Source organism: Streptomyces sp. NPDC002779 (assembly GCF_042888685.1).
Lineage (GTDB): Bacteria > Actinomycetota > Actinomycetes > Streptomycetales > Streptomycetaceae > Streptomyces.
In genome coordinates this window covers 508,739-532,858 of the sequence record NZ_JBIAQC010000005.1, presented here as the reverse complement: position 1 = coordinate 532,858, position 24,120 = coordinate 508,739, and the positions used below count along the sequence as shown (strand labels likewise).

The 24,120-nt window shown below is 73.0% G+C and carries 21 protein-coding genes; 6 read left to right on the top strand and 15 right to left on the bottom strand.

Annotation, left to right across the window (positions count from 1 at the left end):
• Nucleotides 1-7: 7 nt before the first annotated feature.
• Together ACFYW5_RS17870 and ACFYW5_RS17865 are read right to left on the bottom strand one after the other, a co-directional pair.
• The gene (locus ACFYW5_RS17870) at nucleotides 8-1,561 is read right to left on the bottom strand and encodes an acyl-CoA synthetase (protein ID WP_389417938.1); all 1,554 of its coding nucleotides are present in this window, start codon (nucleotides 1,559-1,561) and stop codon (nucleotides 8-10) included.
• Nucleotides 1,558-2,667, bottom strand: coding sequence for an NAD(P)H-dependent flavin oxidoreductase (locus ACFYW5_RS17865; protein ID WP_389417937.1), 1,110 nt, complete (start codon nucleotides 2,665-2,667; stop codon nucleotides 1,558-1,560). The genes ACFYW5_RS17870 and ACFYW5_RS17865 overlap by 4 nt, the downstream gene beginning before the upstream one ends.
• Nucleotides 2,668-2,835: 168 nt before the next feature.
• Between ACFYW5_RS17865 and ACFYW5_RS17860 the strand changes: the two genes are divergently transcribed.
• A complete protein-coding gene (locus tag ACFYW5_RS17860) occupies nucleotides 2,836-4,599 on the top strand; it encodes a serine hydrolase (protein ID WP_389417936.1) in 1,764 nt (587 codons plus the stop codon).
• Between the two features lie 19 nt (nucleotides 4,600-4,618).
• Here the strand turns inward: ACFYW5_RS17860 and ACFYW5_RS17855 are convergent, their stop codons facing one another.
• The 5 genes from ACFYW5_RS17855 to ACFYW5_RS17835 all read right to left on the bottom strand — a co-directional run bounded on the left by ACFYW5_RS17855 (nucleotide 4,619) and on the right by ACFYW5_RS17835 (nucleotide 10,607).
• Nucleotides 4,619-4,834 (bottom strand): hypothetical protein, encoded by a 216-nt coding sequence (locus tag ACFYW5_RS17855; RefSeq protein ID WP_250072661.1) that lies wholly within the window; start codon nucleotides 4,832-4,834, stop codon nucleotides 4,619-4,621.
• 125 nt (nucleotides 4,835-4,959) lie between these two features.
• The gene (locus tag ACFYW5_RS17850) at nucleotides 4,960-6,537 is read right to left on the bottom strand and encodes a phytoene desaturase family protein (protein WP_389417935.1); all 1,578 of its coding nucleotides are present in this window, start codon (nucleotides 6,535-6,537) and stop codon (nucleotides 4,960-4,962) included.
• A gap of 59 nt (nucleotides 6,538-6,596) precedes the next feature.
• The gene (locus ACFYW5_RS17845) at nucleotides 6,597-8,831 is read right to left on the bottom strand and encodes a tetratricopeptide repeat protein (RefSeq protein ID WP_389417934.1); all 2,235 of its coding nucleotides are present in this window, start codon (nucleotides 8,829-8,831) and stop codon (nucleotides 6,597-6,599) included.
• Between the two features lie 107 nt (nucleotides 8,832-8,938).
• Nucleotides 8,939-10,117, bottom strand: coding sequence for an acyl-CoA dehydrogenase family protein (locus ACFYW5_RS17840; protein ID WP_389417933.1), 1,179 nt, complete (start codon nucleotides 10,115-10,117; stop codon nucleotides 8,939-8,941).
• 115 nt (nucleotides 10,118-10,232) lie between these two features.
• On the bottom strand, nucleotides 10,233-10,607 hold the full coding sequence (locus ACFYW5_RS17835; RefSeq protein ID WP_389417932.1) for a ferredoxin: 375 nt from the start codon (nucleotides 10,605-10,607) through the stop codon (nucleotides 10,233-10,235).
• A gap of 71 nt (nucleotides 10,608-10,678) precedes the next feature.
• Between ACFYW5_RS17835 and ACFYW5_RS17830 the strand changes: the two genes are divergently transcribed.
• The gene (locus ACFYW5_RS17830) at nucleotides 10,679-11,044 is read left to right on the top strand and encodes a DUF6479 family protein (RefSeq protein WP_389417931.1); all 366 of its coding nucleotides are present in this window, start codon (nucleotides 10,679-10,681) and stop codon (nucleotides 11,042-11,044) included.
• A gap of 74 nt (nucleotides 11,045-11,118) precedes the next feature.
• Here ACFYW5_RS17830 and ACFYW5_RS17825 read toward each other — a convergent pair whose 3' ends face one another.
• Entirely contained in the window at nucleotides 11,119-13,500 is a 2,382-nt protein-coding gene (locus tag ACFYW5_RS17825; protein ID WP_389417930.1) for a phosphoketolase, read from the bottom strand.
• A 48-nt stretch (nucleotides 13,501-13,548) separates the two neighbouring features.
• Between ACFYW5_RS17825 and ppk2 the strand changes: the two genes are divergently transcribed.
• The gene (gene ppk2 / locus ACFYW5_RS17820; protein ID WP_389417929.1) at nucleotides 13,549-14,367 is read left to right on the top strand and encodes a polyphosphate kinase 2; all 819 of its coding nucleotides are present in this window, start codon (nucleotides 13,549-13,551) and stop codon (nucleotides 14,365-14,367) included.
• Nucleotides 14,368-14,388: 21 nt separating this feature from the next.
• Here the strand turns inward: ppk2 and ACFYW5_RS17815 are convergent, their stop codons facing one another.
• From ACFYW5_RS17815 to ACFYW5_RS17805, 3 genes are read right to left on the bottom strand one after another with little or no spacing between them, the layout of a single operon-like run.
• The gene (locus ACFYW5_RS17815; RefSeq protein WP_389417928.1) at nucleotides 14,389-15,276 is read right to left on the bottom strand and encodes a universal stress protein; all 888 of its coding nucleotides are present in this window, start codon (nucleotides 15,274-15,276) and stop codon (nucleotides 14,389-14,391) included.
• A 15-nt stretch (nucleotides 15,277-15,291) separates the two neighbouring features.
• Nucleotides 15,292-17,661 carry a glycoside hydrolase family 65 protein gene (locus ACFYW5_RS17810; protein ID WP_389417927.1) on the bottom strand — a complete coding sequence of 790 codons (2,370 nt, stop codon included), beginning with the start codon at nucleotides 17,659-17,661 and terminating at the stop codon, nucleotides 15,292-15,294.
• Nucleotides 17,658-18,398 (bottom strand): HAD family hydrolase, encoded by a 741-nt coding sequence (locus ACFYW5_RS17805; protein ID WP_389417926.1) that lies wholly within the window; start codon nucleotides 18,396-18,398, stop codon nucleotides 17,658-17,660. Before ACFYW5_RS17805 ends, ACFYW5_RS17810 begins: the two co-directional genes overlap by 4 nt.
• A 255-nt stretch (nucleotides 18,399-18,653) precedes the next feature.
• Here ACFYW5_RS17805 and ACFYW5_RS17800 point away from each other — a divergent pair, with 255 nt between their 5' ends.
• Nucleotides 18,654-19,403, top strand: a complete 750-nt coding sequence (locus ACFYW5_RS17800) for a hypothetical protein (protein ID WP_389417925.1) — start codon at nucleotides 18,654-18,656, stop codon at nucleotides 19,401-19,403.
• Nucleotides 19,404-19,410: 7 nt separating this feature from the next.
• On the opposite strand, the gene ACFYW5_RS17795 is transcribed toward ACFYW5_RS17800, so the two are convergent.
• A complete protein-coding gene (locus ACFYW5_RS17795) occupies nucleotides 19,411-20,265 on the bottom strand; it encodes a LysR substrate-binding domain-containing protein (protein ID WP_389417924.1) in 855 nt (284 codons plus the stop codon).
• A gap of 68 nt (nucleotides 20,266-20,333) precedes the next feature.
• Between ACFYW5_RS17795 and ACFYW5_RS17790 the strand changes: the two genes are divergently transcribed.
• Nucleotides 20,334-21,239, top strand: coding sequence for a DMT family transporter (locus ACFYW5_RS17790; RefSeq protein ID WP_389417923.1), 906 nt, complete (start codon nucleotides 20,334-20,336; stop codon nucleotides 21,237-21,239).
• On the opposite strand, the gene ACFYW5_RS17785 is transcribed toward ACFYW5_RS17790, so the two are convergent.
• From ACFYW5_RS17785 to ACFYW5_RS17775, 3 genes are all read right to left on the bottom strand, one after another.
• Nucleotides 21,224-21,646, bottom strand: a complete 423-nt coding sequence (locus tag ACFYW5_RS17785) for a PPOX class F420-dependent oxidoreductase (RefSeq protein WP_389417922.1) — start codon at nucleotides 21,644-21,646, stop codon at nucleotides 21,224-21,226. The two genes, ACFYW5_RS17790 and ACFYW5_RS17785, sit on opposite strands and share 16 nt — an antisense overlap.
• A 66-nt stretch (nucleotides 21,647-21,712) precedes the next feature.
• Nucleotides 21,713-22,609 (bottom strand): NAD(P)-dependent oxidoreductase, encoded by an 897-nt coding sequence (locus tag ACFYW5_RS17780; RefSeq protein WP_389417921.1) that lies wholly within the window; start codon nucleotides 22,607-22,609, stop codon nucleotides 21,713-21,715.
• A gap of 49 nt (nucleotides 22,610-22,658) precedes the next feature.
• Nucleotides 22,659-22,991, bottom strand: a complete 333-nt coding sequence (locus ACFYW5_RS17775) for an ArsR/SmtB family transcription factor (protein WP_389417920.1) — start codon at nucleotides 22,989-22,991, stop codon at nucleotides 22,659-22,661.
• A gap of 122 nt (nucleotides 22,992-23,113) precedes the next feature.
• Here ACFYW5_RS17775 and ACFYW5_RS17770 point away from each other — a divergent pair, with 122 nt between their 5' ends.
• Nucleotides 23,114-24,091: a zinc-binding alcohol dehydrogenase family protein gene (locus ACFYW5_RS17770; RefSeq protein WP_389417919.1), complete on the top strand. Its 978-nt coding sequence runs from the start codon at nucleotides 23,114-23,116 to the stop codon at nucleotides 24,089-24,091.
• Nucleotides 24,092-24,120: the final 29 nt, after the last annotated feature.

The window sequence follows — 24,120 nt, the reverse complement described above, 5'->3', positions numbered from 1 at the left end:
TGGGGCATCACACCCCCCGCGTCCGCCCCTCCCAGTACGGGTCCCTCAGCTTCCGCTTGTACAGCTTGCCGTTCGGGTCGCGGGGCATTTCTGGGGTGAAGTCGATGGACTTGGGGCGTTTGTAGGGGGCCAGGTGGTCGGCGCAGTGGGTGAGGAGAGTCGCGGCGAGGTCGGGTCCCGGCTCGTGGCCCGGGGCCGGTTCGATCACCGCCTTCACCTCCTCGCCCCAGTCCTCGTGCGGTACGCCGAAGACGGCCGCGTCGGCGACCGCGGGGTGGGCGAGGAGGGCTGACTCGATTTCGGCCGGGTAGATGTTGACCCCGCCGGAGATGATCATGTCGATCTTGCGGTCGCGGAGGAAGAGGTAGCCGTCCTCGTCCAGATAGCCGAGGTCTCCTACCGTGAAGAAGTCGCCTATGCGGTTCTTCTTCGTCTTGTGTTCGTCCTTGTGGTAGGCGAAGCCGCCGGTGGTCATCTTCATGTAGACGGTGCCCAGTTGGCCCGGTGGGAGGCGGTTGCCGTCGTCGTCGAAGACGGCCAGTTCGCTGATGGGCCAGGCCTTGCCGACGGTCCCGGGCTTCTTCAGCCAGTCCTCCGCCGTGGCGAAGGCGCCGCCGCCCTCGCTGGCCGCGTAGTACTCCTCCACGCAGTGGCCCCACCAGTCGATCATCGCCCGTTTCACATGGTCGGGGCAGGGCGCGGCGCCGTGGATGGCGTGCCGCATCGCGGAGACGTCGTAGCGGGACTTCACCGGGTCGGGCAGGGCCAGCAGGCGGTGGAACTGGGTGGGGACCATGTGGGTGTGGGTGCACCGGTGGGTGTCCATCAGGCGGAGCATCTCCTCCGGGGTCCACTTGTCCATCAGCACCAGTCGGTGCCCGATGTGCAGGGACGCGCCCGCGAACTGCAGGACCGCCGTGTGGTACAGCGGGGAGCAGACGAGGTGCACATTGCCGTCGTAGGGCTTGATGCCGAAGATGCCGAGGAAACCGCCGAGGTAGGCTTCCTCGGGGAGCTTGCCGGGCAGCGGGCGGCGGATGCCGCGCGGGCGTCCCGTGGTGCCCGAGGTGTAGTTCATGACCCAGCCGAGGGTGCGGTCGGCGGGCGGTGACTCCGATTGCCCGGCGAGGAGTTCGGCGTACGACCGGAATCCCGCGACCGTGCCGACGGCGTACCGGTGGGTGGCCGGGAGCCCGGCCTCGTCGGCCGCTCGGCGGACCGGTTCGGTGAACCGTTCGTGGGCGATCAGCACCTTGGCGCCGGAGTCGGCGACGATCCAGGCGATCTCCGGGCCCACGAAGTGGTGGTTGACCGGCACGAGGTAGAACCCGGCCTGGCTGGCGGCGAGATACGCGGTGAGGAACTCGACGCCGTTGGGGAGGACGACCGCGAAGGCGTCCCCGCGCTCGAGCCCCGCGGCCCGCAGGCCGTGGACCAAGCGGTTGGCGGCGGAGTGCAGTCGCCCCGCGGTCCACTCCTCGCCGTCCGGGGCGACGAGAACCGTGCGGTCGGGATCCTGGGTCGCCTGGGCCCAGAAGCCCACGGGCGGGGTGCCGGTCACTGGACGCTCCTTCCGGCGATGCGGTTGATGCGGTTCACCGCCCGCTCGAAACCCCGGGTGAGGTCGTCGAAGACGGCCTGGACGCTGCGTTCGCTGTTCATCCGGCCGACGATCTGGCCGACGGGCGTGCCGAGCAGCGGTTCGACCTCGTACCGCTGGATGCGGGAGACCGCGTCGGCCACGAGGAGCCCCTGGAGGGGCATGGGGAGGGTGCCGGGTCCGGCCGGGTCGTCCCAGGCGTCGGTCCACTCGGTGCGCAACTGGCGGGCCGGTTTGCCGGTCAGCGCGCGGGAGCGGACGGTGTCACCGGAGCCCGCGGCGAGGAGCTTGCGGGTCAGCGCCCGCGAGTGCAGGTCGGCCTCCGTGGTGGTCAGCCACAGGGAGCCCAGCCATACGCCCTGGGCGCCGAGGGCGAGTGCCGCGGCGGCCTGCTCCCCGCTGCCGATGCCGCCGGCGGCCAGCACGGGCAGCGGGGTGACGGCCTCGACGACCTCGGGGGTGAGCACCATGGAGGCGATCTCGCCGGTGTGGCCGCCGGCCTCGTAGCCCTGGGCGACCACGATGTCGATGCCGGCCTCCTGGTGCTTGCGGGCGTGCCGGGCGCTGCCCGCGAGGGCGGCGACCAGGACGTCCTGGTCGTGGGCCCGGTCCACGACGTCCGCGGGCGGTGAGCCGAGGGCGTTGGCGAGCAGGGCGATCGGGTAGTCGAAGGCGACGTCGAGCTGGGTGCGGGCGACCTGCTCCATCCAGCCGGTGATCCGCCAGCCGGACGCCTCGCCCTCGGCCAGCTCGGGCACGCCGTGCTTGGCGAGGGTGTCCTGGACGAACGCGCGGTGCTCGTCGGGGATCATCGCCTCGACGTCGGCCTCCGTGACCCCTTCCACCTTCTTCGCGGGCATGACGACGTCCAGCCCGTAGGGCTTGCCGTCGATGTGCTGCTCGATCCAGTCGAGGTCGCGTTTGAGCTCGTCGGGGGCGGTGTAGCGGACCGCGCCGAGCACCCCGAAGCCGCCGGCCCGGCTGATGGCCGCGGCGACGGCGGGGAACGGCGTGAACCCGAAGACGGCGTGCTCGACTCCCAGATGCTTGCTCAGCTCCGTCTGCATGGGCGCAGGATGCCGGAGTCCTCCGGAGGACGGAAGAGTATTCCTGATGGACTGTCAGATTTGTTGCGCCGAACGCCTGGTTGACACGACCCCCGCCTGACAGGAAAGTTTCAGCGCGCACAGCGATCCCGGAAAGATACTTTCAGGCGGACTCGCGGGAGGAACCCGATGACCGACGACCGACACGGCCTGACCCGGCGTCAACTGGCCCGAAGAGCCCTGGCCCTGGGCGGCGCCCTGGCCCTCGTCCCCTTCCCGGCGGGACCGGCGGCCGCGTCCACCGGCCGCAGCACCCTGCGGTACGGCTCACCCGAGCGGGCCGGACTCCTCCCCGCCCACCTCCGCCAACTCGTCACCGACGCCCGCGCCTTCCTCGGCCCCTCCCCCAAGCACCCCTGGTACGCGGGCGCCGTGCTGCTCGCCGGGCGGGGCGGCACCGTGGCGCTGCACGAGCCGATCGGGATGGCGGTGCGCTACTCCGCGTACGACGAGAAGACCGACACCGGCGTCGAGTTCCCCGCCGACCGGCAGATCCCGATGGCCGAGGACACCGTCTTCGATCTCGCCTCGGTGTCCAAGCTGTTCACCTCGATGCTCGCCGTGCAGCAGATCGAGCGGGGCGCGCTGGAGCTGGAGGCGAAGGTGGCCTCCTACCTGCCGGAGTTCGGCTCGGCGGGCAAGAGCGAGATGACGATCCGTCAACTCCTGACGCACACCTCGGGCTTCCGCGCCTGGATTCCCCTCTACAACGCGCCCACCTACGAGGACAAGCTCCGGCTCATCTGGAACGAGGCCCCGCTGAATCCGCCGGGCACCCGCTACCTGTACTCCGACCTGAACCTGATCTCGCTCCAGCTCGTCCTGGAGGAGATCACCGGCCGCCCGCTGGACGTCCTGCTCCACGACGACATCACCGGTCCGCTCGGCATGGACCGCACCCGCTACAACCCACCCGCCTCCTGGAAACCCGGGATCGCCGCCACGGAGGACGCCCGCAAGCCCTGGTCGGGGCTGGACCGGGGCCTGGTGTGGGGAGAGGTGCACGACGAGAACGCCTTCGGCCTCGGCGGGGTCGCCGGGCACGCGGGCGTCTTCTCCTGCGCCTGGGACCTGGCGGTGCTCGGCCGGACGCTGCTCAACGGCGGCACCTACGGCCGGACGCGGATCCTCGACCCGGAGTCGGTGGAGCTGATGTTCACCGACTTCAACACCGCCTTCCCCGGCGACGAGCACGGTCTCGGCTTCGAGCTCTACCAGCACTGGTACATGGGCGCGATGGCCACGCCGCGCACCGCGGGCCACACCGGGTTCACCGGCACCTCGCTGGTCCTCGACCCGACGACCGACTCGTTCCTGGTGGTGCTCGGCAACTCGGTGCACCCGGTGCGCAGTTGGCGGTCCGGGTCGGCGCCCCGGGTGGCCGCCGCCAACAACCTGGCGCGGGCCGTCCCGGTCCGCCCACGCCATGGCCGTACCGCCTGGTTCTCCGGCATGACCGCCTCCGCCACCGCCACCCTCGCGCTGCCCGCGCTGGACACCTCGGCGGGCGGGGCCCGGCTGCGCTGCGCCCTGTGGTGGGACACCGAGCCGCAGGCGGACGCCCTCGTCCTGGAGGCCAGCGCGGACGGCGGGGCGACCTGGCAGCCGGTGCCCTTCACCACCGCACTCCCCGGCGGGGAACCCCAGGAGCGCCCGGCGGGAACGGTCACCGGCTGGTCCGGCCGCGTCTGGCACCGCCTGACCGCGGACCTCCCGGCCGCACGGCAACTGGCCCTGCGCTGGCGGTACGCCACGGACCGGCTGTACGTGGGCCGGGGCGCCTATGTGGACGGCCTGCGGGTCGCGGACCCGGACGGCGTCCTGTTCGACGAGGCCCGCCCGGCGGACGCGACCCGCATCACGGCATCCGGCTGGACGGCGTCAGGGGACTGACGGGCCGGTGAACGCCGTATCAGCCCTCCCACACCTCGGGACCGCCGCCCTGCCAGTCGATCAGCGAGGACTGCACGACGTCCATCTCGTCCCAGTCCTGCAACCCGGCCTCCTGGAGGAACGCCGTGACGTCGAGCAGCCGGTAGGCGATGCCGACGTACCGGCCGTCGATGCGGACGCGCCGACCACCGTCCGCGGTGGGCGGGAGGACTGCGACGGGGTGATCGGTGGCCATGAGGCCAGCGTGCCGGTAGGGCGGCCGGGGCGCACGAGGTGCTGCTCCGATCGCCGGTTCAGCGGGACGCGCGGGCGCCCGGCGTCATCGACCACCTCAGGTCCTGGGGCAGGGCGGCCTGACGCTCAGGCGCCGCCCTGTTCCAGCACCGCCATCGCCGCGTTGTGTCCGGGCACCCCGCTCACTCCCCCGCCGCGCACCGCGCCCGCTCCGCAGAGCAGGACGTTCGGATGCTCCGTCGCCACGCCCCAGCGGCCGGTGCCGTCCTGGGTGTGGGGCCAGGACAGGTCGCGGTGGAAGATGTTGCCGCCCGGCAGGCGCAGGTCGCGCTCCAGGTCGAGCGGGGTCTTCGCCTCGATACAGGGCCGTCCCTCGGCATCCGTCGCCAGCAGCTCGGCGAGCGGTTCGGCCAGGTGCGCGTCGAGCTGCGCCAGCGTCGACTTGAGCAGTTCCTCGCGTACGGCGTCGTTGTCCCGCGCGAAGAGCCGGGCCGGGGTGTGCAGGCCGAAGAGGGTGAGCGTGTGGTAGCCGCGGTCGACGAGACCCGGGCCGAGGATCGTGGGGTCGGTGAGGGAGTGGCAGTAGATCTCCGAGGGCGGGGCGGCGGGCAGTTCACCCGCGGCGGCCTGCGCGTGGGCGGCGGCCAACTGCTCGTAGCCCTCGGCGATGTGGAAGGTGCCGGAGAACGCCTCGCGCGGGTCGACGGAGCTGTCCTTGAGCCTGGGCAGCCGCTTGAGCAGCATGTTCACCTTGAGTTGGGCGCCCTCGGCGGGCTCCGGTGAGGTGCCGCCGGTCAGCTCGGCCAGGTCCCGCGGGGAGGCGTTCACCAGGACATGCCGGGCGGCGACGACGCCCTCCCCTCCGGCGGTGCGGTACCTGACCTCGGCGGTTGCGCCGTCCGTGTCGATGCGTACGGCCTCGTGGCCGGTGGCGAGGACGGCGCCGGCCGCCCGCGCCGCCGCCGCGATGGCGTCGGTGAGGGCGCCCATGCCGCCGACGGGCACGTCCCAGGCGCCGGTGCCGCCGCCGATGACGTGGTAGAGGAAGCAGCGGTTCTGCTTCAGGGACGTGTCGTGGGCGTCGGCGAAGGTGCCGATCAGGGCGTCGGTGAGGACGACGCCGCGCACCAGGTCGTCCGAGAAGCGGTCCTCGATCGCGGCGCCGATGGGCTCCTCGAACAGGATCCGCCAGGCCTCCTCGTCGTCCACCCGGCGGCGCAGCTCCTCGCGGGTGGGCAGCGGTTCGGTGAGCGTGGGGAAGACCCGCTTGGCGACCTCGCCGGTCAGGCCGTAGAAGCGCTGCCAGGCGGCGTACTCGCGCTCGTCGCCGGTGAGCTTCGCGAACGCCTCCCGGGTGCGCCGCTCGCCGCCGCCGACCAGCAGACCGGTGGCCTGTCCGGCGCGTTCGGCCGGGGTGTACGAGGAGATCGTGCGGGCGCGGACCCGGAAGGTCAGGTTGAGGTCCCGCACGATCTTCTTGGGCAGCAGGCTGACCAGGTACGAGTAGCGGGACAGCCGGGCGTCGACGCCCGCGAAGGGACGGCTGGAGACGGCGGCGCCGCCGGTGCGGTCCAGCCGCTCCAGCACCAGCACGGACCGGCCGGCCCGGGCCAGATAAGCGGCGGCGACCAGGCCGTTGTGCCCGCCTCCGACGATGACGGCGTCGTACGCGCGATGTCCCGGGTGTCCCTCGTGTGCAGGCATGGTTCTTGGTAACACGGGCTGATCCAGGTCGGCCAGGGCTGGGCAGCGCTCTGGACCGGTCAGGGGCCGCCGGTCGCTCCCCGCTGCCGCAGCGCCGCGACCTGACGGTACAGCTCGACCGCCTCGGCCATTCGGCCGAGCTGTTCCAGGCAGTGGGCCTCGTCGTCGCGGCCGGCCAGGGTGTCGGGGTGGGCGGGGCCCAGGACGCGTTCGCGGGCCGCGGCCACCTTGCGGTACTCGGTGAGCGCGTCGGACCAGCGGCCCAGCCAGCCGAGGCCGACGGCGACCTCGCGGCGGCTGACGAGGGTGTCCGGATGGTCGGGGCCGAGGACCCGCTCGCGGATCGCGCACACGTCACGGGACTCGGCAAGGGCCTCCTCCCAGCGGCCCAGGCGGCCGAGGTTGACGCCGAGGCCGTGGCGGGCGCGCAGGGTCTCGGGGTGGGTGGGGCCGTGCACCCGGGTGCGGTCGGTGATCAGTTCGCGGTACAGCCGGCGGGCCTCTTCGCTGCGGCCGAGCCGGCCGAGGCTGATGCCGACCTCGTAGCGGGCGGCGAGGGTGTCGGCGTGGTCGGGGCCAAGCGCCCGGGCGCGGGCCTCGGCGACCTCCCGGTAGGTGTGCAGGGCCTCCGCCCAGCGGCCCGACCGGCCGAGCGCGTAGGCGACTTCGTAGCGGGTGACCAGGGTTTCCGGATGGTCGGGGCCCAGCACCCGGGCGCGGGCCTCGGCCACCTCGCGGGCCATGCGGTACGAGTCCTCCAGGCGGCCGAGGCGGCTGAGGTTGAAGGCGAGGTTGTGGCGGCAGCGCAGGGTGTCGGGGTGCTCGGCGCCCATGGTCCGCTCGCGGGCGGCGAGCACCGAGTTGTAGACCTGGTGGGCGTCGAAGTGGCGGCCCAACTGGCCCAGTACGTACGCCATTTCCTGGCGGGCGGCGAGCGTCTCGGGGTGGTCCGGGCCGAGGGCGAGGCTTCTGGCGCGGGCGACGTGCTTGTACGCGCGCAGGGCGTCGGCCGCGCGGCCGGTGCGGCTGAGGGTGAAGGCGACCTCGTAGCGGCTGGCGAGGGTGTCGGGGTGCTCGGGTCCGAGCAGGTGCTCCCGTTCGGCGGCGACCGCCCGGTGCACCTCCCCGGCCTCCGCCCAGCGGCCGAGCCGGCCGAGGCTGAGCCCGGCGTTGTGCCGGCCGGCCAGTGCGGTGAGCACCGCCGGGTCGGGGACGGGCGGATCCTCGGGGGCGGGGTCGGGCCGGCCCGGGGCGGGGCGCGGGATCCACTCGCCGGTGAGTCCGGCTCCGGCGTCCGGGGGCGTGGTGCGCAGTCCGGCGCCGGTGGCCTTGTGGCCGGTGGTCATGCCCCGGGTCCAGGACGGCAGCCGGACCTCGCGGCCGGTGTGCTCGGGTGGCCGGAGCGCCGGGCGCGGGCTGAGGACGGTCGGCACGTACGTCGGCGTGCCGCGGCCCAGGACGATGCGGCGGCCCACCTCGCGTGCGTCGCGCGGCCGGTCCTCGGGGCCTTTGGCCAGCAGGTCCAGGACGATCCGCTCCATGAACTCGGGGAGGTCGGGGCGGTGTTCGCGGGGCGGGCGCGGCGGGGTGTCGCGGTGCCCGACGAGGACCGCCCAGGCGTCGTCGAGGTCGAAGGGCGGTGCGCCGGTGGCGATCTCGTAGAGGACACAGCCCAGCGAGTACAGGTCGCTGCGCCGGTCGACCTCCGCGCCGCCGATCTGTTCGGGGGACATGTAGTGCGGGGTGCCCATGGCGATGCCGGTGCCGGTGAGCCGGGAGGTGAAGCCGATGTCGGCGCCGAGGCGGGCGATGCCGAAGTCGCAGATCTTCACGGTGCCTTCGGTCAGGCGCACGATGTTCGCGGGCTTCAGGTCGCGGTGCACGATGCCCTGCTGGTGGGTGTAGGCGAGAGCGGCGGTGACCTGGTCGGCGATGTCCACGACGGCGGGCACCGGCAGCGGACGGTGGTCGTTGTCCTCCAGGAGCTGACTGAGGTTGCGGCCCTCCAGCAGTTCCATGACGAGGTAGAGGACGCCGTCGGACTCCCCGAAGTCGTGGACGACGGTGACGCCGCGGTGCTGGAGGGCCGCGGCCACCCGGGCCTCCCGGCGGAACCGTTCCCTGAGCACGCGGGTGAACTGCTGGTCGTGGTGCGGGCCCAGCGGTTTGAGGCACTTCACGGCGACCTGACGGCCGAGCGACTCGTCGCGCGCCCGCCACACCTCGCCCATGCCGCCGCGTCCGATCAGGTCCAGGAGCCGGTACCGGCCCTGGATCAGCCTGCTGTCCCCCATCTCCCGCGCCCGCCCCCGTCGCTGTGGTCCCCCGCCGGCCCCTGGCTCGTCCAGTATGGCGAGCTGTCGTCCGACTTTGTACGGTGCCGAGCGGGGGGGTGAGAGGGCTAGCGCCGCACGCGTGGCATGCCCAGGCCGATCCAGGAGATGATCTCGCGCTGGATCTCGTTGTTGCCGCCGCCGAAGGTGAAGATGACGGCGGAGCGGTAGCCGCGCTCCAGTTCGCCGTGGAGGACCGCGCCCGCCGAGCCCTCCTTCAGGGCGCCGGGTGCGGCGACGATCTCCATCAGCCAGGCGTAGGCGTCGCGGCGCGCCTCGGAGCCGTAGACCTTGACGGCGGAGGCGTCCTGCGGGGTGAGGGTGCCATCCTGGACGGCCTGCACCATCTGCCAGTTGAGGAGTTTCAGGGCGTCGAGGCGGACATGGGTCCGCGCGAGCAGGCGCCGCACCCAGGGCAGGTCGACGACGCGGCTGCCGTCGGCGAGCTTGGTCTGCGTCGCCCAGCGCTGGACGTCGTGCAGGGCGCGGATCGCCATGGTGCCGTGGGCGGCGAGGGTGACGCGCTCGTGGTTGAGCTGGTTGGTGATCAGCCGCCAGCCCTGGTTCTCGGCGCCGACGCGCCGGGAGACGGGGACGCGGACGTTCTCGTAGTAACTGGCGGTGGTGTCGTGGCCGGCGAGGGTGTTGATCAGGGTGCAGGAGTAGCCGGGGTCACTGGTCGGTACCAGGAGCATGGTGATGCCCTTGTGCGGCGGGGCGGCCGGGTCGGTGCGCACGGCGAGCCACACCCAGTCCGCGGTGTCGCCGTTGGTCGTCCAGATCTTCTGCCCGTTGACGACGTACTCGTCGCCGTCGCGCACGGCGCGGGTGCGCAGCGAGGCGAGGTCGGTACCGGCGTCGGGCTCGCTGTAGCCGATCGCGAAGTCGAGTTCGCCGGAGAGGATCCGCGGCAGGAAGTACGCCTTCTGCTCGTCGGTGCCGAACTGCATGATCGTCGGGCCGACGGTGTTCAGCGCCATCAGGGGCAGCGGTACGCCCGCCTGGGCGGCCTCGTCGAAGAAGATGAACTGGTCCATCGCGCCCAGGCCGCGGCCACCGTACTCCTCGGGCCAGCCCACGCCGAGCCAGCCGTCGGCGCCGAGGCGCCGGATGGTCTCGCGGTAGAAGCGTTTGTGGGCGGCGGGGTCCGCGTGGCGGGCGTGGGCCGTGTCCGGCACCAGCTCGGCGAAGTAGGCGCGCAGGTCGGTGCGCAGCCGTTGCTGCTCGGGCGTGTAGTCGAGATGCACGGCGCCTCCAGGGTTGCCCTTGGCCGGTCCTGACGGCGCACACCGTAGAACGTGTTACAGAAATAGGGAATGCCGGGGACGCCTCACCTGCGTCTCGCCCGCGCGTGGGGGTGTCTCACGTCAGCGTCTCCAAGAAGTCCGTGCACGCCTGGGCGCACTCGCGGCACGCCTTCGCGCCGTCCTCCGCGCCCAGCCAGTCGTCGAACACCTGCGCGGTCTCCAGGCACACCGTGCGGCACCACTCCAACTGGACGCGGACGCTCTCCTCGTCCGTCAGGCCCTGCTCGGAGAGCATGCGGCAGGTCGCGTCGCACACCTCCGCGCACATGATGCCCTTACGCCGTACGCGTTCTTCTTCCGCCGTCCCGTCGGGTTCCGCCAGGCTCGCGCGCAGCGCGCAGGCCCGCGCACACTCGGTGCACGCCTGGGCGCACGCGAAGCGGTCCTCCAGGTACTGGAAGAGCTCCTGCTGCGAAGTAGTCGAGGTCACAGGGTGCGGGTAGCCGCCGCTCGGGGGGTCAAACCCGGTTGAATTCGAGCGCCAGGGGTACTCGCGAGCTCATGAATACGACCTGGCTGGACTTGGCCGCCGAGAGCGGCGCCCTCGGAATCGGACTGATCGTCGCTGGCGTGGTCGTCGTGGCGCTGCTCCTCGGCGCCTTTGTGCTGGGCTCCCGGATCAGGCGCCGGGAGCCCGGGCCGCCGAGCCCCGAGGAGCAGCCGCGGATGCCCGCCGACGGCCCGGTGCGCGAGGTACGGGAGACCCGCGAGCCGAACGAGATGCCCCGCAGCGACCACCGCCTGACCCCGCACGAGATGCCCGGGCACGGCAACATGCCCTCCCGCTCGAACCCTGAGAAGGAGCGCCCGCGCTGGAACCAGGACAGTGGCGGCTCCTTCGGCAGCGGCGGCCCGGGCGGCACCTGACGCCCGTAGACCAGGGCTGGGCGGAACGCCTCCCCCTCAGGGCCGATGGGCCCTGAGGGGGAGGTTCTGTTTTCTCAGGCGCTCCAGCTCCACTCCGCGATCTCCGGCATGTCACTGCCGTGCTCCCGGATCCAGGCGTGGTGGCGGGTGCGGGCGTCGGCCATCTCCTGGCGTACGGCCGCGGCGCGCACCGCGAGACCGGGGACGCGGTCGATGACGTCCATGACCAGGCGGTAGCGGTCGAGGTCGTTGCGGACGACCATGTCGAACGGTGTGGTCGTGGTGCCGTACTCCTTGTAGCCGCGCACGTGCAGGTGCTGGTGGCCGTTGCGGCGGTAGGCGAGGCGGTGGATCAGCCACGGGTAGCCGTGGTAGGCGAAGATCACCGGCTTGTCGGCGGTGAACAGGCCGTCGTACTCGCGGTCGCCCATGCCGTGCGGGTGCTCCTCCTCGGGCATCAGCCGGGCGATGTCGACGACGTTGACCACGCGGACCGCGAGCTGGGGCAGATGGCGGCGCAGCAGCTGGGCGGCGGCCAGGACCTCCTGGGTGGGGACGTCACCGGCGCAGGCGAGGACCACGTCCGGCTCGCCGCCGTTCTCGCTGCCCGCCCAGTCCCAGATGCCGGCGCCCCGGGCGCAGTGGGCGCGGGCCTCGTCCATCGAGAGCCAGTCGAAGCAGGGCTGTTTTCCGGCGACGATGACGTTGACGTAGTCGCGGCTGCGCAGCACGTGGTCGGCCACCGAGAGCAGGGTGTTGGCGTCCGGCGGGAGGTAGACCCGGACAACCTCGGGGCTCTTGTTCAGGACGTGGTCGACGAAGCCGGGGTCCTGGTGCGAGAAGCCGTTGTGGTCCTGGCGCCACACATGGGAGGTCAGCAGGTAGTTGAGGGAGGCGATGGGCGCCCGCCACGGCAGTTCCCGCGAGGTCTTCAGCCACTTGATGTGCTGGTTGACCATCGAGTCGACGATGTGCACGAACGCCTCGTAGCAGGAGAACAGCCCGTGCCTGCCGGTCAGCAGGTACCCCTCCAGCCAGCCCTGGCAGGTGTGCTCGGAGAGGATCTCCAGGACCCGGCCGTGCCGGTCGAGGTGCTCGTCGACGGGCAGGATGCCGGCCTGCCATGCCTTGCCGCTGCTGTCGAAGACGGCCTGCAGCCGGTTGGAGGCGGTCTCGTCCGGGCCGACGACCCGGAAGTCCCGGCGCTCCGCGGTGTCCTTCATGATCTGGGCGAGGAGGTCGCCGAGGACCCGGGTGGGTTCGTGCAGGGTGGTGCCGGGCTTGTCGACGGGCACGGCGAACCGGTCGGGTGAGCCGATCGGCAGCTCCCGCACCAGCAGGCCGCCGTTGGCGCGTGGGGTGGAGCCCAGCCGGCGGGTGCCCTCCGGCAGACAGGCCAGGACGTCCGGGACGGGCCGCCCGTCGTCGTCGAACAGTTCCTCGGGCCGGTAGGAACGCAGCCACTGCTCCAGCCGGCGCAGGTGCTCGGGGTTCTCGCGGACGCCGGAGAGCGGGACCTGGTGAGCGCGCCAGGTGCCCTCGACCGGGAGACCGTCGACCTCGGCGGGCCCGGTCCAGCCCTTGGGGGTGCGCAGCACGATGACGGGCCACCGCGGGCGCTCGGTCGCCCCATCCTCGCGGGCGCCGCGCTGGAGTCCGGCGATGCGGTCCAGGGCGGTGTCCAGAGCCTGGGCCATGGCGCGGTGCACGGCGGCGGGGTCGTCGCCGGAGACGTACAGCGGGTCGTGGCCGTAGCCGCGCAGCAGCTCGTCGAGTTCCGGCTCGGGCAGCCGGGCGAGCACGGCGGGGTTGGCGATCTTGTAGCCGTTGAGGTGCAGGATCGGCAGGACGGCGCCGTCGTGGACCGGGTCGAGGAACTTGTTGGAGTGCCAGGAGGCGGCCAGCGGGCCGGTCTCCGCCTCGCCGTCGCCGATCACGCAGGCGACGACCAGACCGGGGTTGTCGAAGGCGGCGCCGTAGGCGTGGGAGAGCGCGTAGCCCAGCTCGCCGCCCTCGTGGAGGGAGCCGGGGGTCTCGGGCGCCACATGGCTGGGCACCCCGCCCGGGAAGGAGAACTGCCGGAACAGCCGGCGCATGCCCTCCGCGTCGCGGCCGATGTCGGGGTACGTCTCGCTGTAGCTCCCCTCCAGCCAGGAGTTGGCGACCACCGACGGCCCGCCGTGTCCGGGGCCCCACACGCACAGCGCGTCGAGGCCGCGGGCCTTGATCACCCGGTTGAGGTGGGTGTACACGAGGTTCAGACCGGGCGAGGTGCCCCAGTGCCCGAGCAGACGTGGCTTGATGTGCTCGGGGCTCAGCGGCTCGCGCAGCAGCGGGTTGGCGAGCAGGTAGATCTGTCCGGCGGCCAGATAGTTGGCCGCCCGCCAGTGGGCGTCCAGGGTGCGCAGCTCGTCGTCGGTCAGTACGGTGCTGTTCTGGTGTTCGACCGTGGACATACGGTGACTCCTGGGTCATCGACAGGGTGACGGGCGGTGGGAGGCGGCATGGCCGGTGACAAGGCGAAGAAGCTGCCGCGCAAGGCGTACGAGCAGGAACTGCTGCGGCTGCAGACCGACTTGGTGCAGATGCAGGAGTGGGTGCGTGCGCAGGGCGCCCGTCTTGTCGTCATCTTCGAGGGACGGGACGCGGCGGGCAAGGGCGGCACCATCAAACGAGTCACGGAGCACCTCAATCCCCGCGTGGCGCGGATCGCGGCCCTGCCCAGGCCGACCGAGCGGCAGCGCACCCAGTGGTACTTCCAGCGGTACGTGGAACAGCTCCCCGCCGCCGGGGAGATCGTGCTGTTCGACCGCAGCTGGTACAACCGGGCCGGCGTCGAGCATGTGATGGGCTTCTGCACCAAGGCGGAGTACCAGATCTTCCTGAGGCAATGCCCCATTTTCGAGCGGATGCTCGTGGAGGACGGGATCCTGCTGCGCAAGTACTGGTTCTCGGTCAGCGACGCCGAGCAGCAGGACCGCCTCCGGCGCCGACTGGCGGATCCGCTGCGGCGTTGGAAGCTGTCGCCGATGGACCTGGAGTCGATCACCCACTGGGAGGACTACTCCCGGGCCAAGGACGACATGCTGGTCCACACCGACATCGTCGAGGCGCCCTGGTTCGTGGTGGAGAGCGACGACAAGCGCCGCGCCCGGCTGAGCATGATCGCCCATCTGCTGGACTCGGTCCCCTACCAGGACGTACCGCCCCAGGTGCTCGAACTGCCGGAACGGCCGCCGTCGACCGGCTACGAGCGCCCGCCGCGCGACCTCCAGAACTACGTGCCGGACCACGCGGCGAGCCTGGGACCGGACCTCGCGTGACCCGGTGACGTACGGCGCCGGCTACTTTTCCGCGGCGCGTACGACGGCGACCGGGCAGTCCGCGTGGTGCAGCACGGCCTGGCTCACCGAGCCGAGCAGCAGCCCGGTGAAGCCGCCCCGGCCGCGCGCCCCGACCACGACGAGCCCGGCGTCCGCGCTGGCCTCGATCAGCGTGTGCCGGACCCGGCCGCGCACGAGGCGGCGCCGCACCTCGACGTCCGGGTACTTCTTGCCCGGCCCGACGAGCGCTTCGGCGAGCACCCGCTCCTCCTCGTGGCGCAGCCGCTCCTCGTCGTAGGTGACGAAGGGCGGGTCGCCCGGGGCGTCGTAGACCCGCTCGGTGTGGGTGTTCCAGGCGTGCAGCGCCACCAGGTCCGTGCCGTGCCGCGAGGCGTGCGCGAAGGCGAACTCGACGGCGGGCTCGGCATGGGGCGAGCCGTCCACGGCCAGCAGGACCGGTCCCGCGGGATCCGGCCGGCCGCGCACGACCAGAACCGGACAGCCCGCGTGGGCGGCCAGGTGCGCGGCCGTGGACCCGAGCAGCAGGCTGCCGAAGCGGCTCAGGCCCCGGCTGCCGACGACCGCCAGGGACGCGGTCCTCGTCTCCAGCTCCAGCACCATCACCGGCTCGCCGACGACGACGTCACGGGAGATCTCCAGGTGCGGTGCGGCCGTGCGCGCCCGGCGTTCCGCCTCGGCGAGGGTGCCGTCGACCAGTTCGCGCACCCCGGCACTGGCCGGACTCCAGGGCGGCACATGGACCGACGGCCCCCCGAAGGCGTGCACCAGCCGCAGCCCCACGCCGCGCAGCGCGGCCTCCCGCGCGGCGACCCGCACCGCGGTCAGGCTCGCCTCCGAGCCGTCCACGCCCACGACGACCGGACCGTTCACGACGCCAGGACCGTTCATCTCCGGTCTCCCTTCTCAGTCCGGCAGCTTCAGCCGCGTCGACTCCCCCGGTTCCAGGACGACCGTGCGGTCCGGCAGCCGCAGGTCGATCGGGGGCGCGTCGGAGAACGGCACGGAGATGTCCAGCTGGCCCTGCTCCAGATGCAGCCGCACGCCCCAGTGCCCCTGGTAGCGCAGGCCGAAGCCGTACGCGGACACCTCCGGCAGCGGCACCGGGTCCAGCCACAGCGCCCCGTCACGCGTCTCCAGGCCGGTCAGCCCGCGCTGCACCAGGTCGAGGGTGCCCGCCATGGCGCCGAGGTGGATGCCCTCGCCGGTGGTCCCGCCCTGGACGTCCGCGATGTCACCCTGCAGGGCCTCCTGGCAGAACGTCCACGCCTCCGCGCGGCGGGCCCGGGCCAGCACCCAGCCGTGCACCAGGCCGCTGAGGGTGGACCCGTGGCTGGTGCGGTGCAGGTAGTAGTCGACGGTACGGTGCCAGATCTCGTCGTCGAGCCGCAGACCCAGCCGGCGGAACAGGCCCCGCAGTTCGGCCGGGGCGAAGAGGTAGCCGAGCATCAGCACGTCCGCCTGCTTGGAGGCCTGGTAGCGGTTGACGCTGTCGCCCTCCGCCTCCAGGATCCGGTCCAGGCGGCGGATGTCGCCGTACCGCTGCCGGTAGTCGTTCCAGGGCAGCTCGGCCAGCTCGCCGTAGCCGTCGAACTGGCTGATGACACCGGCGTGAAAGGGCACGTGAAGCGTGCGCGAGACCTCCTGCCACAGCTCCAGTTCGGTTCCGTCCAGGCCCGTGCGCTCGGCGAGCTCGCGGCGTCTCGGTTCCGGCAGGGCGTCGATCAGTTCCAGGGCGCGCATGAGCACCCAGGCGGCCGTGACGTTGGTGTAGGCGTTGTCGTCGAGGCCGGGGGCGCTCGCGCCGGGGTAGGCGTCGTGGTACTCGTCGGGGCCGACCACACCCGTGATGCGGTACCGGCCGAGGCCGTCGTCGTACTCGGCGGCGTCCGCCCAGAAGCGGGCGATCTGGAGCATCATCTCGGCGCCCTTGGTGTGCTGGAACTCCATGTCGCCGCTGGCCTCGCAGTACTGCCACACGTTGTACGCGATGGCCGAACCGACGTGGTACTGCAGATGCGAGTGGTCGGGCAGCCAGCGCCCCGAGCGCGGGTTGAGATGCAGCTGCTGGGTCTCCTCGCGGCCGTCACTGCCGCTCTGCCACGGGAACAGGGCGCCCCGCCGGCCGACGGCCCGCGCCGAGGTGCAGGCTCTCGCCAGGCGGCGGTGGCGGTAGCGCAGCAGGGCCCGGGAGACCTCGGGGAAGTGCAGATTGAGGAACGGCAGCACGAACAGCTCGTCCCAGAAGACATGCCCCCGGTAGGCCTCGCCGTGCAGTCCCCGCGCGGGCACGCCCACGTCGAGGTCGGCGGTGTGCGGGGAGAGCGTCTGCAGCACATGGAACAGGTGCAGCCGCAGGATGCGGCCGGACTCCCCGGCGACCTCCAGGGCGGCCCGCCGCCAGAGCTGGTCCCAGGCCGTGAAGTGCGAGGTGAGCAGGTCGTCGAAACCGGGCGCACGGCCGACCCGGTCGACGGCGGCGTGCAGCGGATCGCTGATGGCCGGGTCGCGCGAGGTGTACAGGGCGACGATCTTGTCGACGGTGCGGGCGCGGCCGTCGGTGAGCGCCAGGACGGTGTGCTGGGTGGTGCGGCGGTTCTTGTTGCGGACGGCGACCAGCCCGTCGGAGGTCAGCCGGGCGGCCATGCCGATGCGGACGTCCGAGGTGCGGGTGCGGCAGCGCAGCCACACGGTCTCCGGGGTGGCGGTGCCCGTCTGCGCATGGATGAGGTGGTGGCCGTCCAGGTCCCGGTAGCGCGGTACGCCGGAGTTGGTGACGCCGCCGTCGAGGGACGCCTCCACCTCCAGTTCGCCGGAGAAGCCCTCGGCGGTGAACTCGGTGCGCAGCGCGGCCAGATGCGGGTCCGCCATGTGCACGATCCGCTGCTGGTGGACCGCCAGGACGCGTCCCGCACCGAGGTCGTAGCGGGTGCGCCGCTCCAGCATCCCGGAAGCCAGGAGCAGCCCCATGCGGTGCTCCACCAGCGGGGCGGTGTCGGGGGTGAGCCAGGGCCCGCCGCGCAGCCGGAAGCGCAGCGGCAGCCAGTTGGGGACGTTGACCATGTCCTCGTTCTCGACCTGGCGTCCCGCCACGCCGGAGGTGAGCCGGTTGTAGCAGCCCGCGACGTACGTGCCCGGGTAGTGGATGTCGTCGGCCGTGCACTCCGGCAGCGCGCCCCGGGTGGCGAAGTAGCCGTTGCCCAGGGTGCACAGGGACTCGCGCAGCCGCTCGTCCGTGGGCTCGTAGCCCTCGTACTCCCAGGTCCATCCCGTCACGTCGGCTCCTCACCGAGCAGTTCCGCGAGATCTCGTACGACGATGTCGGCACCGTGGCTGCGCAGTCTGTCCGCCGAGTCCCCCGAGGCGGTCCGGTCCACGCCCACCACCAGGGCGAACCCGCCCCGTCTGCCCGCCTCCACGCCCGCCAGGGCGTCCTCCACGACGGCGCAGCGGCCGGTGGGGACGCCGAGCCGGCCGGCGGCGGTGCGGAACAGATCGGGCTCGGGCTTGCCCGGCAGGCCGAGGCGGGCCGCCTCGCCGCCGTCCACCAGGACGTCGAACAGGTCGCGCACACCGGCCCCGGTGAGCAGTTCTCCGGCGTGCCGGGAGGCCGAGGCCGCCGCGACGGGGATCCCTGCCCGGCGCAGGGCGCGCACCAGTCGCACGGTGCCGGGGTAGGCCGCCACGCCGTGCTCGCGCAGGCGCCGGGTGAACAGTTCCTCCTTGTGGGCGGCGACGGCGTGCACGGTGTCGTCCGAGGCCTCGACGGCGCGGGAGGCGAGGAAGGCGGCGGCCCCGTCGAGGCGGGACCTGCCGTCCACGAACCGCAGGTAGTCGTCCTGCACGTCGAAGGGCCGCCGCTGCCCGGGATCCTCGGGCGGATGCGCGTCGAGGAAGGCGTCGAACGCCTCCTTCCAGGCCGCCGCGTGCACCCGCGCGGAGTCCGTGATCACCCCGTCGGTGTCGAAGACGACGGCTCGGACGCCGGTCAGCGTGGGGGCGAGGCGCTCCATGGTCACTCCCGCTGGGGTACGACGGCGACGGGGCGGACGGCACGGTGCGGCCGGGGCGGGGCAGCGCCGTGCCGCGCTGCTCCGTCTCCACGGTCGCACGGGTGCCCGGGAAACCGCAGGCGGGCGGGTCGGCCACGGCCGGTGCACGACTTCTGTGCAGGAGCGGCACACAGGCTGCACACGGCCTCTGGAAAGGCTCGCTACGGTTCTGGCCGATCGATCCCCCGTGCGAACGCCGAGTCAGAAAGACCGCGGATGGACTACTGCTCCACATGCCGTCGGCATCTCAACGGTGCCCTGGTGTGCCCCGGGTGCGGCGCCTACGCCCCGGACATCGCTCCCCCGATCGCGCAGGCTCCCTCGGCGGCCCGCTCCGACACCATCTGGCCCGCCGTGGAGACCCCCGCCGTGGAAACCCCCGCGGAGGACCAGGACCCGCACGAGGAGCCGCAGCCCCTGCCCGACGCGCCCTCGGGCCGGGCGGCGCGCCGACGCCGACGGGCGCGCTGGAAGAAGAACCAGCGCAAGGCCGTGGTGGCCACCGCGGTGGCGCTGGTCGGCGGCGGGCTGACCCTCGCCTCGCTGGGCCAGCAGTCCGGGGACCGGGCTCAGGCGGCCACGGCGCCCGACACCACCGCCATGGGCACCGGCGAGGAGCAGGCCGGTGCGGCCGATGAGCCGGCCCCGGCGGCGTCGACACCGCCGGACGCGCCCCGTTCCCGGCCCGACACCCCGCCCGCGCGGCCCTCGGCCACCCACGCCCCGCGCGAGCAGGACGTCGCCACCGCCCCGGCCACGGCCCAGCCGCACACCCCCGCCGCTCCGCCCGCCACGGCGCCCCCGGCCGCCCAGTCCCAGGCACTCCCCGCCGCCACCGACCCGGCCCCCGAACCGACGGCCACGCCCACGCCCACGCCCACCGAGAGCACGCCCGCACCGACGGCCCCCTCACCCTCGGCGACCTCCCCGTCGGGGCTCTGCCTGCTGGTGCTGTGCGTCAGCTGATCGCGGTTCACTCGTCGCGGTACAGGCCCGTCATGAGTTCGATCACCGCCTGGGTCGCCGGATGCGGGTCCTCCCGCCACCAGCCGAGCCGTACGGCGATGGGTTCGGCGTCCCGCACCGGGCGGTAGACCACGCCGGGGCGCGGGTACTGGTTGGCGGTCGCCTCGGCGGTCACGCCGACGCAGCGGCCGGTGGCGATCACGGTGAGCCAGTCGTCGACGTCGTGGGTCTCCTCCGTCGCCGGGCGGGCGTCCGGGGGCCACAGGTCCGCGGTGGTCGTGCCCGTGCGCCGGTCGACGAGCAGGGTGCGCCCGCCCAGGTCGGCGAGCCGGACCGAACGGCGGCGGGCCAGCGGATCGTCGGCGGCCACCGCGCACAGCCGCCGCTCCAGACCGACGATCGCGGAGTCGAACCTGCGGTCGTCCAGCACCCTGCGGACGACGGCCAGGTCCGAGGCGCCCTCCGCGAGACCGGCGGTGGCCGAGTTGACGCGCACCAGCTGCAGGTCGGTTCCGGGGTGCGCGGCGGCCCAGCGGCGCAGAAACGGCGGGGTGTGCCGGCCGAGCGCCGCCCAGGCGTAGCCGATCCGCAGCCGCGCGTGGCCGGAGGTGGCCTCCCGGACCAGGTCGTCGACCTCCCCCAGCACGCGGCGGGCGTGCGCCAGTACCCGCAGCCCCGTGCCGGTCGGGGTCACCTCCCGGGAGGTCCGGCGCAACAGCCGTACGCCCAGGCTGCGTTCGAGGGAGGCGAGGGTCCGGGAGACGGCCGCCTGGGAGACGCCGAGCGTCAGGGCGGCGTCGGTGAAGCTGCCCTCGTCGACGATGGCGACCAGGCAGCGCAGCTGGCGGAGTTCCACATCCATGACTCAAGCGTATAGATGGCTCGGCGTACGCATTTTGCGCATACGACGGTCGGCTCCACGCTGTCCGCATGTGCTCCGCCTCCGCCGCCGAAGCCGCCGAAGCCGCCCTCCCCCACGTCGAGTCCGCGCCCGGCAGGCTCGCGGGTGTGGCCACCATGGTCGCCAGCGGGCTGTCGAACCAGACCGGTGCCGCGATCGGTTCGCTCGCCTTCCCCGTGCTCGGTCCGATCGGTGTGGTGGCGGTACGTCAGTACGTCGCCGCCCTCGTCCTGCTGGCCGTCGCCAGGCCCCGGCCGCGTGCCTTCACCCGGCACCAGTGGTGGCCGGTCGCCCTGCTGGCGGTGGTCTTCGGCACCATGAACCTGTCGCTGTACACCGCCATCGACCGGATCGGTCTGGGGCTGGCGGTGACCTTGGAGTTCCTGGGTCCGCTCGCCATCGCGCTGGCTTCGTCCCGGCGGCGGCTGGACGCGCTGTGCGCGGTGATCGCGGCGGCGGGGGTGATCGCGCTGCTGCGTCCGGGCCCGTCCGCCGACTATGTCGGTCTGGGCCTGGGCCTGCTGGCCGCCGTCTGCTGGGCGTCGTACATCCTGCTCAACCGCACCGTGGGACAGCGCCTGCCCGGCGCGCAGGGTGCGGCCGCCGCGGCCGCGCTGTCCGCTCTGCTGTTCCTGCCGGCCGGGGTCGTCCTCGTCGTACGGCAGCCCCCGACGGCCGCGGCCGTGGCCTGCGCCGTGGCCGCCGGGGTGCTGTCGTCGGCCGTCCCCTACCTCGCGGACCTGCTCACCCTGCGCCGGGTCCCGGCCCGGGCGTTCGGGCTGTTCATGAGCGTCAACCCGGTGCTCGCCGCGCTCGTCGGCCTGGTCGGACTCGGGCAGGGCCTCGGGTGGGCGGAGTGGGCGAGCATCGGGGCGATCGTGGCCGCGAACGCGATGAGCATCCTGACCTCGCGCGTGCCTCAGGCGGAGGCCTGATCGCTGTCCTTGTGCGCGCCCCAGCCGTGCCAGCGCTCGACCTCGATCCAGGCGCTGGTGCGGGGGCGGACGCGGTTGGCGTAGGGCTTGCCGGTGTAGTGCGAGGCGATCCGGTCGATGTCGGCGAGCCCTTCGTCGCCGTACGTCTCGACGACGCGTCCGATGAGGGTGACGTGGGTGTACCAGTCCTCGCCGTCGAGCACGGTGAGCGTCACGCGCGGGTCGCGGCCCAGGTGTTTCAGGCGTACGCGGCCGTCGTCCAGGCTGATCAGCACGCGGCCGTCCTCCCACAGGTACCAGGTGGGCGTGGAGACGGGCGTGCCGTCCGAGCGCAGGGTGGCCATCACGGCCGGGTTGGGGCGGCGCAGCAGTTCCTGCGCCTCGTCGGGCAGCGGGGGCTTGGACATCTGGGGTTCCTCCTCGGTTCGGTGCGGTCGGCTCGGGTCGTCGACGGTGTCGAAGGTCCGGTGCGGTCAGCTCTGCTTGCCGACGGTGTCGTCAAAGCTGGCGAAGTAGGCGGCGGCCATGTCCTCGTCGCCGTGGCCGAGGGCGACGGCCCGCTCCAGACGGGCGGCGCCCGCCTCGGCCACGTCCAGACGCACCCCGCCCCGCTCGCCCGCCTCGACGATCAGCCGCGCGTCCTTGGCGGCGGTGGACACCGCGAACTGGGCCGGGGACAGCCGCTCCTCGATGATCAGCCCGGACTTGGCGCGCAGGTACCCCATGTCCAGCGGGCCACCCTCGATCAGGTCGAAGAACGTGCGCGGGTCCACGTCGAGGGCCCGTGCCAGGGCGAGCGTCTCCCCCGCCGCCGCGGTGGCCGCGATGACCCAGCTGTTGGCGACCAGCTTCAGCCGGGTCGCGGTCCCCGCCGCGCCGTCCTCGCCGGTCCACACCGTGCGGGCGCCGATCGCCTCGAAGACCGGTGTGACCTTGTCCCGGCCGTCGGCGGGCCCGGCCGCCAGCACGGTCAGCTGTCCCGCCTCGGCGGGCCCGCGGGTGCCGAGCACGGGGGCGTCGTAGAAGGCCAGCCGGTGCTCACCGGCGAGGTCCGCCAGGGCGGGGAGGCCGTCGAGGCCGACGGTGGTGGACTGCACCCAGGCGGTGCCGGGACCCAGGGCGGGGGCGGCCTGGCGCATCACGTCCAGGGCGGCGGGGCCGTCGTGCAGGACCGTCAGGACGACATCGGCGTCCTGGGCGGCCTCGGCGGGGGTGTCCGCGACGGAAGCGCCGTCGGAGGTGAGCGGCTCGGCCTTGGCGCGGGTGCGGTTCCAGGCGCGGACGGTGTGTCCGGCGCGGGCGAGGTTGCGGGCCATCGCGGCCCCCATGATCCCGGTGCCCAGCACCGCCACGGTGAGCCTGTCGGTCATGGCGTTCGCCTTCCTGTGTCGTCCTCGGGTACGGCCTGGTACTTGCCGTTCAATCCCGCAGTACCAGAGCCAGGAGCCCCGGAAAGCGTGCGTCGAACTCCTCGCGCCGCAGCCGGTTCACCCGCTTCGGCCCCTCGTCGCGCTGCTCGACCAGCCCCGCGCCGCGCAGCACCGAGAAGTGGTGGCTGAGCGCTGCCTTGCCGACCGGCACGTCGAAGCTGCCGCAACTGCGCGTCCAGTCCGCGGAGTCGGCCAGCTCGCGGATGAGCTGCATGCGTACCGGGTCGGCGACCGCGGACAGTGCGGTCTGCACCGAGACGTCCTCGGGATCCGTGTGCACCGGCGCGGCGCGATGACCGCCGCCCGCCACCTGGTTCGCCATGTTCCGCTCCCGTGCCGCTTGCCGAGTGTTCGATCTGTATCTTACAGTCCGAGTGTTCGCTTCCCGTCGAACAGTCAGGTCGGCACGTCACGGTCGACACGTCACAGAAGGGGCCATCCGTCATGCGCGCAGTGGAGTTCGAGGAGTACGGCGATCCCGAGGTGCTGAAGGTCGTGGAGGTTGACGTCCCGGAGCCGGGGCCGGGCCGGGTGACCGTCGAGACCGCCTACGCCGGGGTGAACTTCGCGGACCTCAAGGCGCGGGCCGAGGGGTACCGGGTGGACGCGCTGCCCTACCGCCCGGGTCTGGAGGTCTCCGGGCGTGTCAGGGCCGTCGGCGAGGGTGTCGAGGGCCTGCGGCCCGGGCAGGAGGTCGCCGCGCTGGTCGGCGGCGGCGCCTACGCCGAGGTGGTGGTCGCCGACGCGGCGACCGTCTTCCCGCTCCCCGAGGGCATGGACCTGCGGACGGCGGCCACGCTCCCCACGGTCGTGCCGACGGCGTACGCCCTGCTGCACGAGGTGGGCCGGTTGCGCGCCGGGGAGAGCGTGCTGGTGCACGGCGCGGCGGGCGGCATCGGCACCGTGGCCGGGCAGCTGGCCCGGGCGGCGGGCGCCGGGGCGGTGTACGGCGTCGCCTCCTCGGCGGGCAAGGCCGAGTACGCCCGCGGGCACGGCTACGACGCGGTGTTCACCGCCGAGACCTTCCCCGAGGACGTCCGCCGTGCCACCGGCGGCCGGGGCGTGGACCTGGTCCTGGACCCGTTCGGCGGGGACACCCTGCGCCGCGGCCTGGACGCGCTGGCGGTCTACGGACGCCTGGTGTCCTTCGGCAACGCGAGCGGATCGGAGCCGTGGCAGGTGGGCCAGCCCGAGCTGTACGCGCAGGGCCGCTCGGTCGCGGGCTTCTCCATACTCGCCCTGGCCCAGTCGGCACCGGACGCGCTGCGCTCGCTCGCCGAGCGGGCCTTCCGTACGGTCGCCGACGGCACCGTGCGGCTGCCGGTCACCGCGGAGTTCCCGCTGTCGGACGCGGCCGGGGCGCACCGGCTGATGGGGAGCCGTACGTCGACGGGCAAGCTGGTGCTGCGGGTGGCCGACTGAGCCGGGGCGCCCCGGGCGCCGACGGGTCC

Bases quoted from the DNA above. Each gene is read 5' to 3' on its own strand.
- ACFYW5_RS17865 (WP_389417937.1), bottom strand. From the start codon at position 2,667: ATGCAGACGGAGCTGAGCAAGCATCTGGGAGTCGAGCACGCCGTCTTC.
- ACFYW5_RS17860 (WP_389417936.1), top strand. From the start codon at position 2,836: ATGACCGACGACCGACACGGCCTGACCCGGCGTCAACTGGCCCGAAGA.
- ACFYW5_RS17855 (WP_250072661.1), bottom strand. From the start codon at position 4,834: ATGGCCACCGATCACCCCGTCGCAGTCCTCCCGCCCACCGCGGACGGT.
- ACFYW5_RS17850 (WP_389417935.1), bottom strand. From the start codon at position 6,537: ATGCCTGCACACGAGGGACACCCGGGACATCGCGCGTACGACGCCGTC.
- ACFYW5_RS17845 (WP_389417934.1), bottom strand. From the start codon at position 8,831: ATGGGGGACAGCAGGCTGATCCAGGGCCGGTACCGGCTCCTGGACCTG.
- ACFYW5_RS17830 (WP_389417931.1), top strand. From the start codon at position 10,679: ATGAATACGACCTGGCTGGACTTGGCCGCCGAGAGCGGCGCCCTCGGA.
- ACFYW5_RS17825 (WP_389417930.1), bottom strand. From the start codon at position 13,500: ATGTCCACGGTCGAACACCAGAACAGCACCGTACTGACCGACGACGAG.
- ppk2 (WP_389417929.1), top strand. From the start codon at position 13,549: ATGGCCGGTGACAAGGCGAAGAAGCTGCCGCGCAAGGCGTACGAGCAG.
- ACFYW5_RS17815 (WP_389417928.1), bottom strand. From the start codon at position 15,276: ATGAACGGTCCTGGCGTCGTGAACGGTCCGGTCGTCGTGGGCGTGGAC.
- ACFYW5_RS17805 (WP_389417926.1), bottom strand. From the start codon at position 18,398: ATGGAGCGCCTCGCCCCCACGCTGACCGGCGTCCGAGCCGTCGTCTTC.
- ACFYW5_RS17800 (WP_389417925.1), top strand. From the start codon at position 18,654: ATGGACTACTGCTCCACATGCCGTCGGCATCTCAACGGTGCCCTGGTG.
- ACFYW5_RS17795 (WP_389417924.1), bottom strand. From the start codon at position 20,265: ATGGATGTGGAACTCCGCCAGCTGCGCTGCCTGGTCGCCATCGTCGAC.
- ACFYW5_RS17790 (WP_389417923.1), top strand. From the start codon at position 20,334: ATGTGCTCCGCCTCCGCCGCCGAAGCCGCCGAAGCCGCCCTCCCCCAC.
- ACFYW5_RS17785 (WP_389417922.1), bottom strand. From the start codon at position 21,646: ATGTCCAAGCCCCCGCTGCCCGACGAGGCGCAGGAACTGCTGCGCCGC.
- ACFYW5_RS17780 (WP_389417921.1), bottom strand. From the start codon at position 22,609: ATGACCGACAGGCTCACCGTGGCGGTGCTGGGCACCGGGATCATGGGG.
- ACFYW5_RS17775 (WP_389417920.1), bottom strand. From the start codon at position 22,991: ATGGCGAACCAGGTGGCGGGCGGCGGTCATCGCGCCGCGCCGGTGCAC.
- ACFYW5_RS17770 (WP_389417919.1), top strand. From the start codon at position 23,114: ATGCGCGCAGTGGAGTTCGAGGAGTACGGCGATCCCGAGGTGCTGAAG.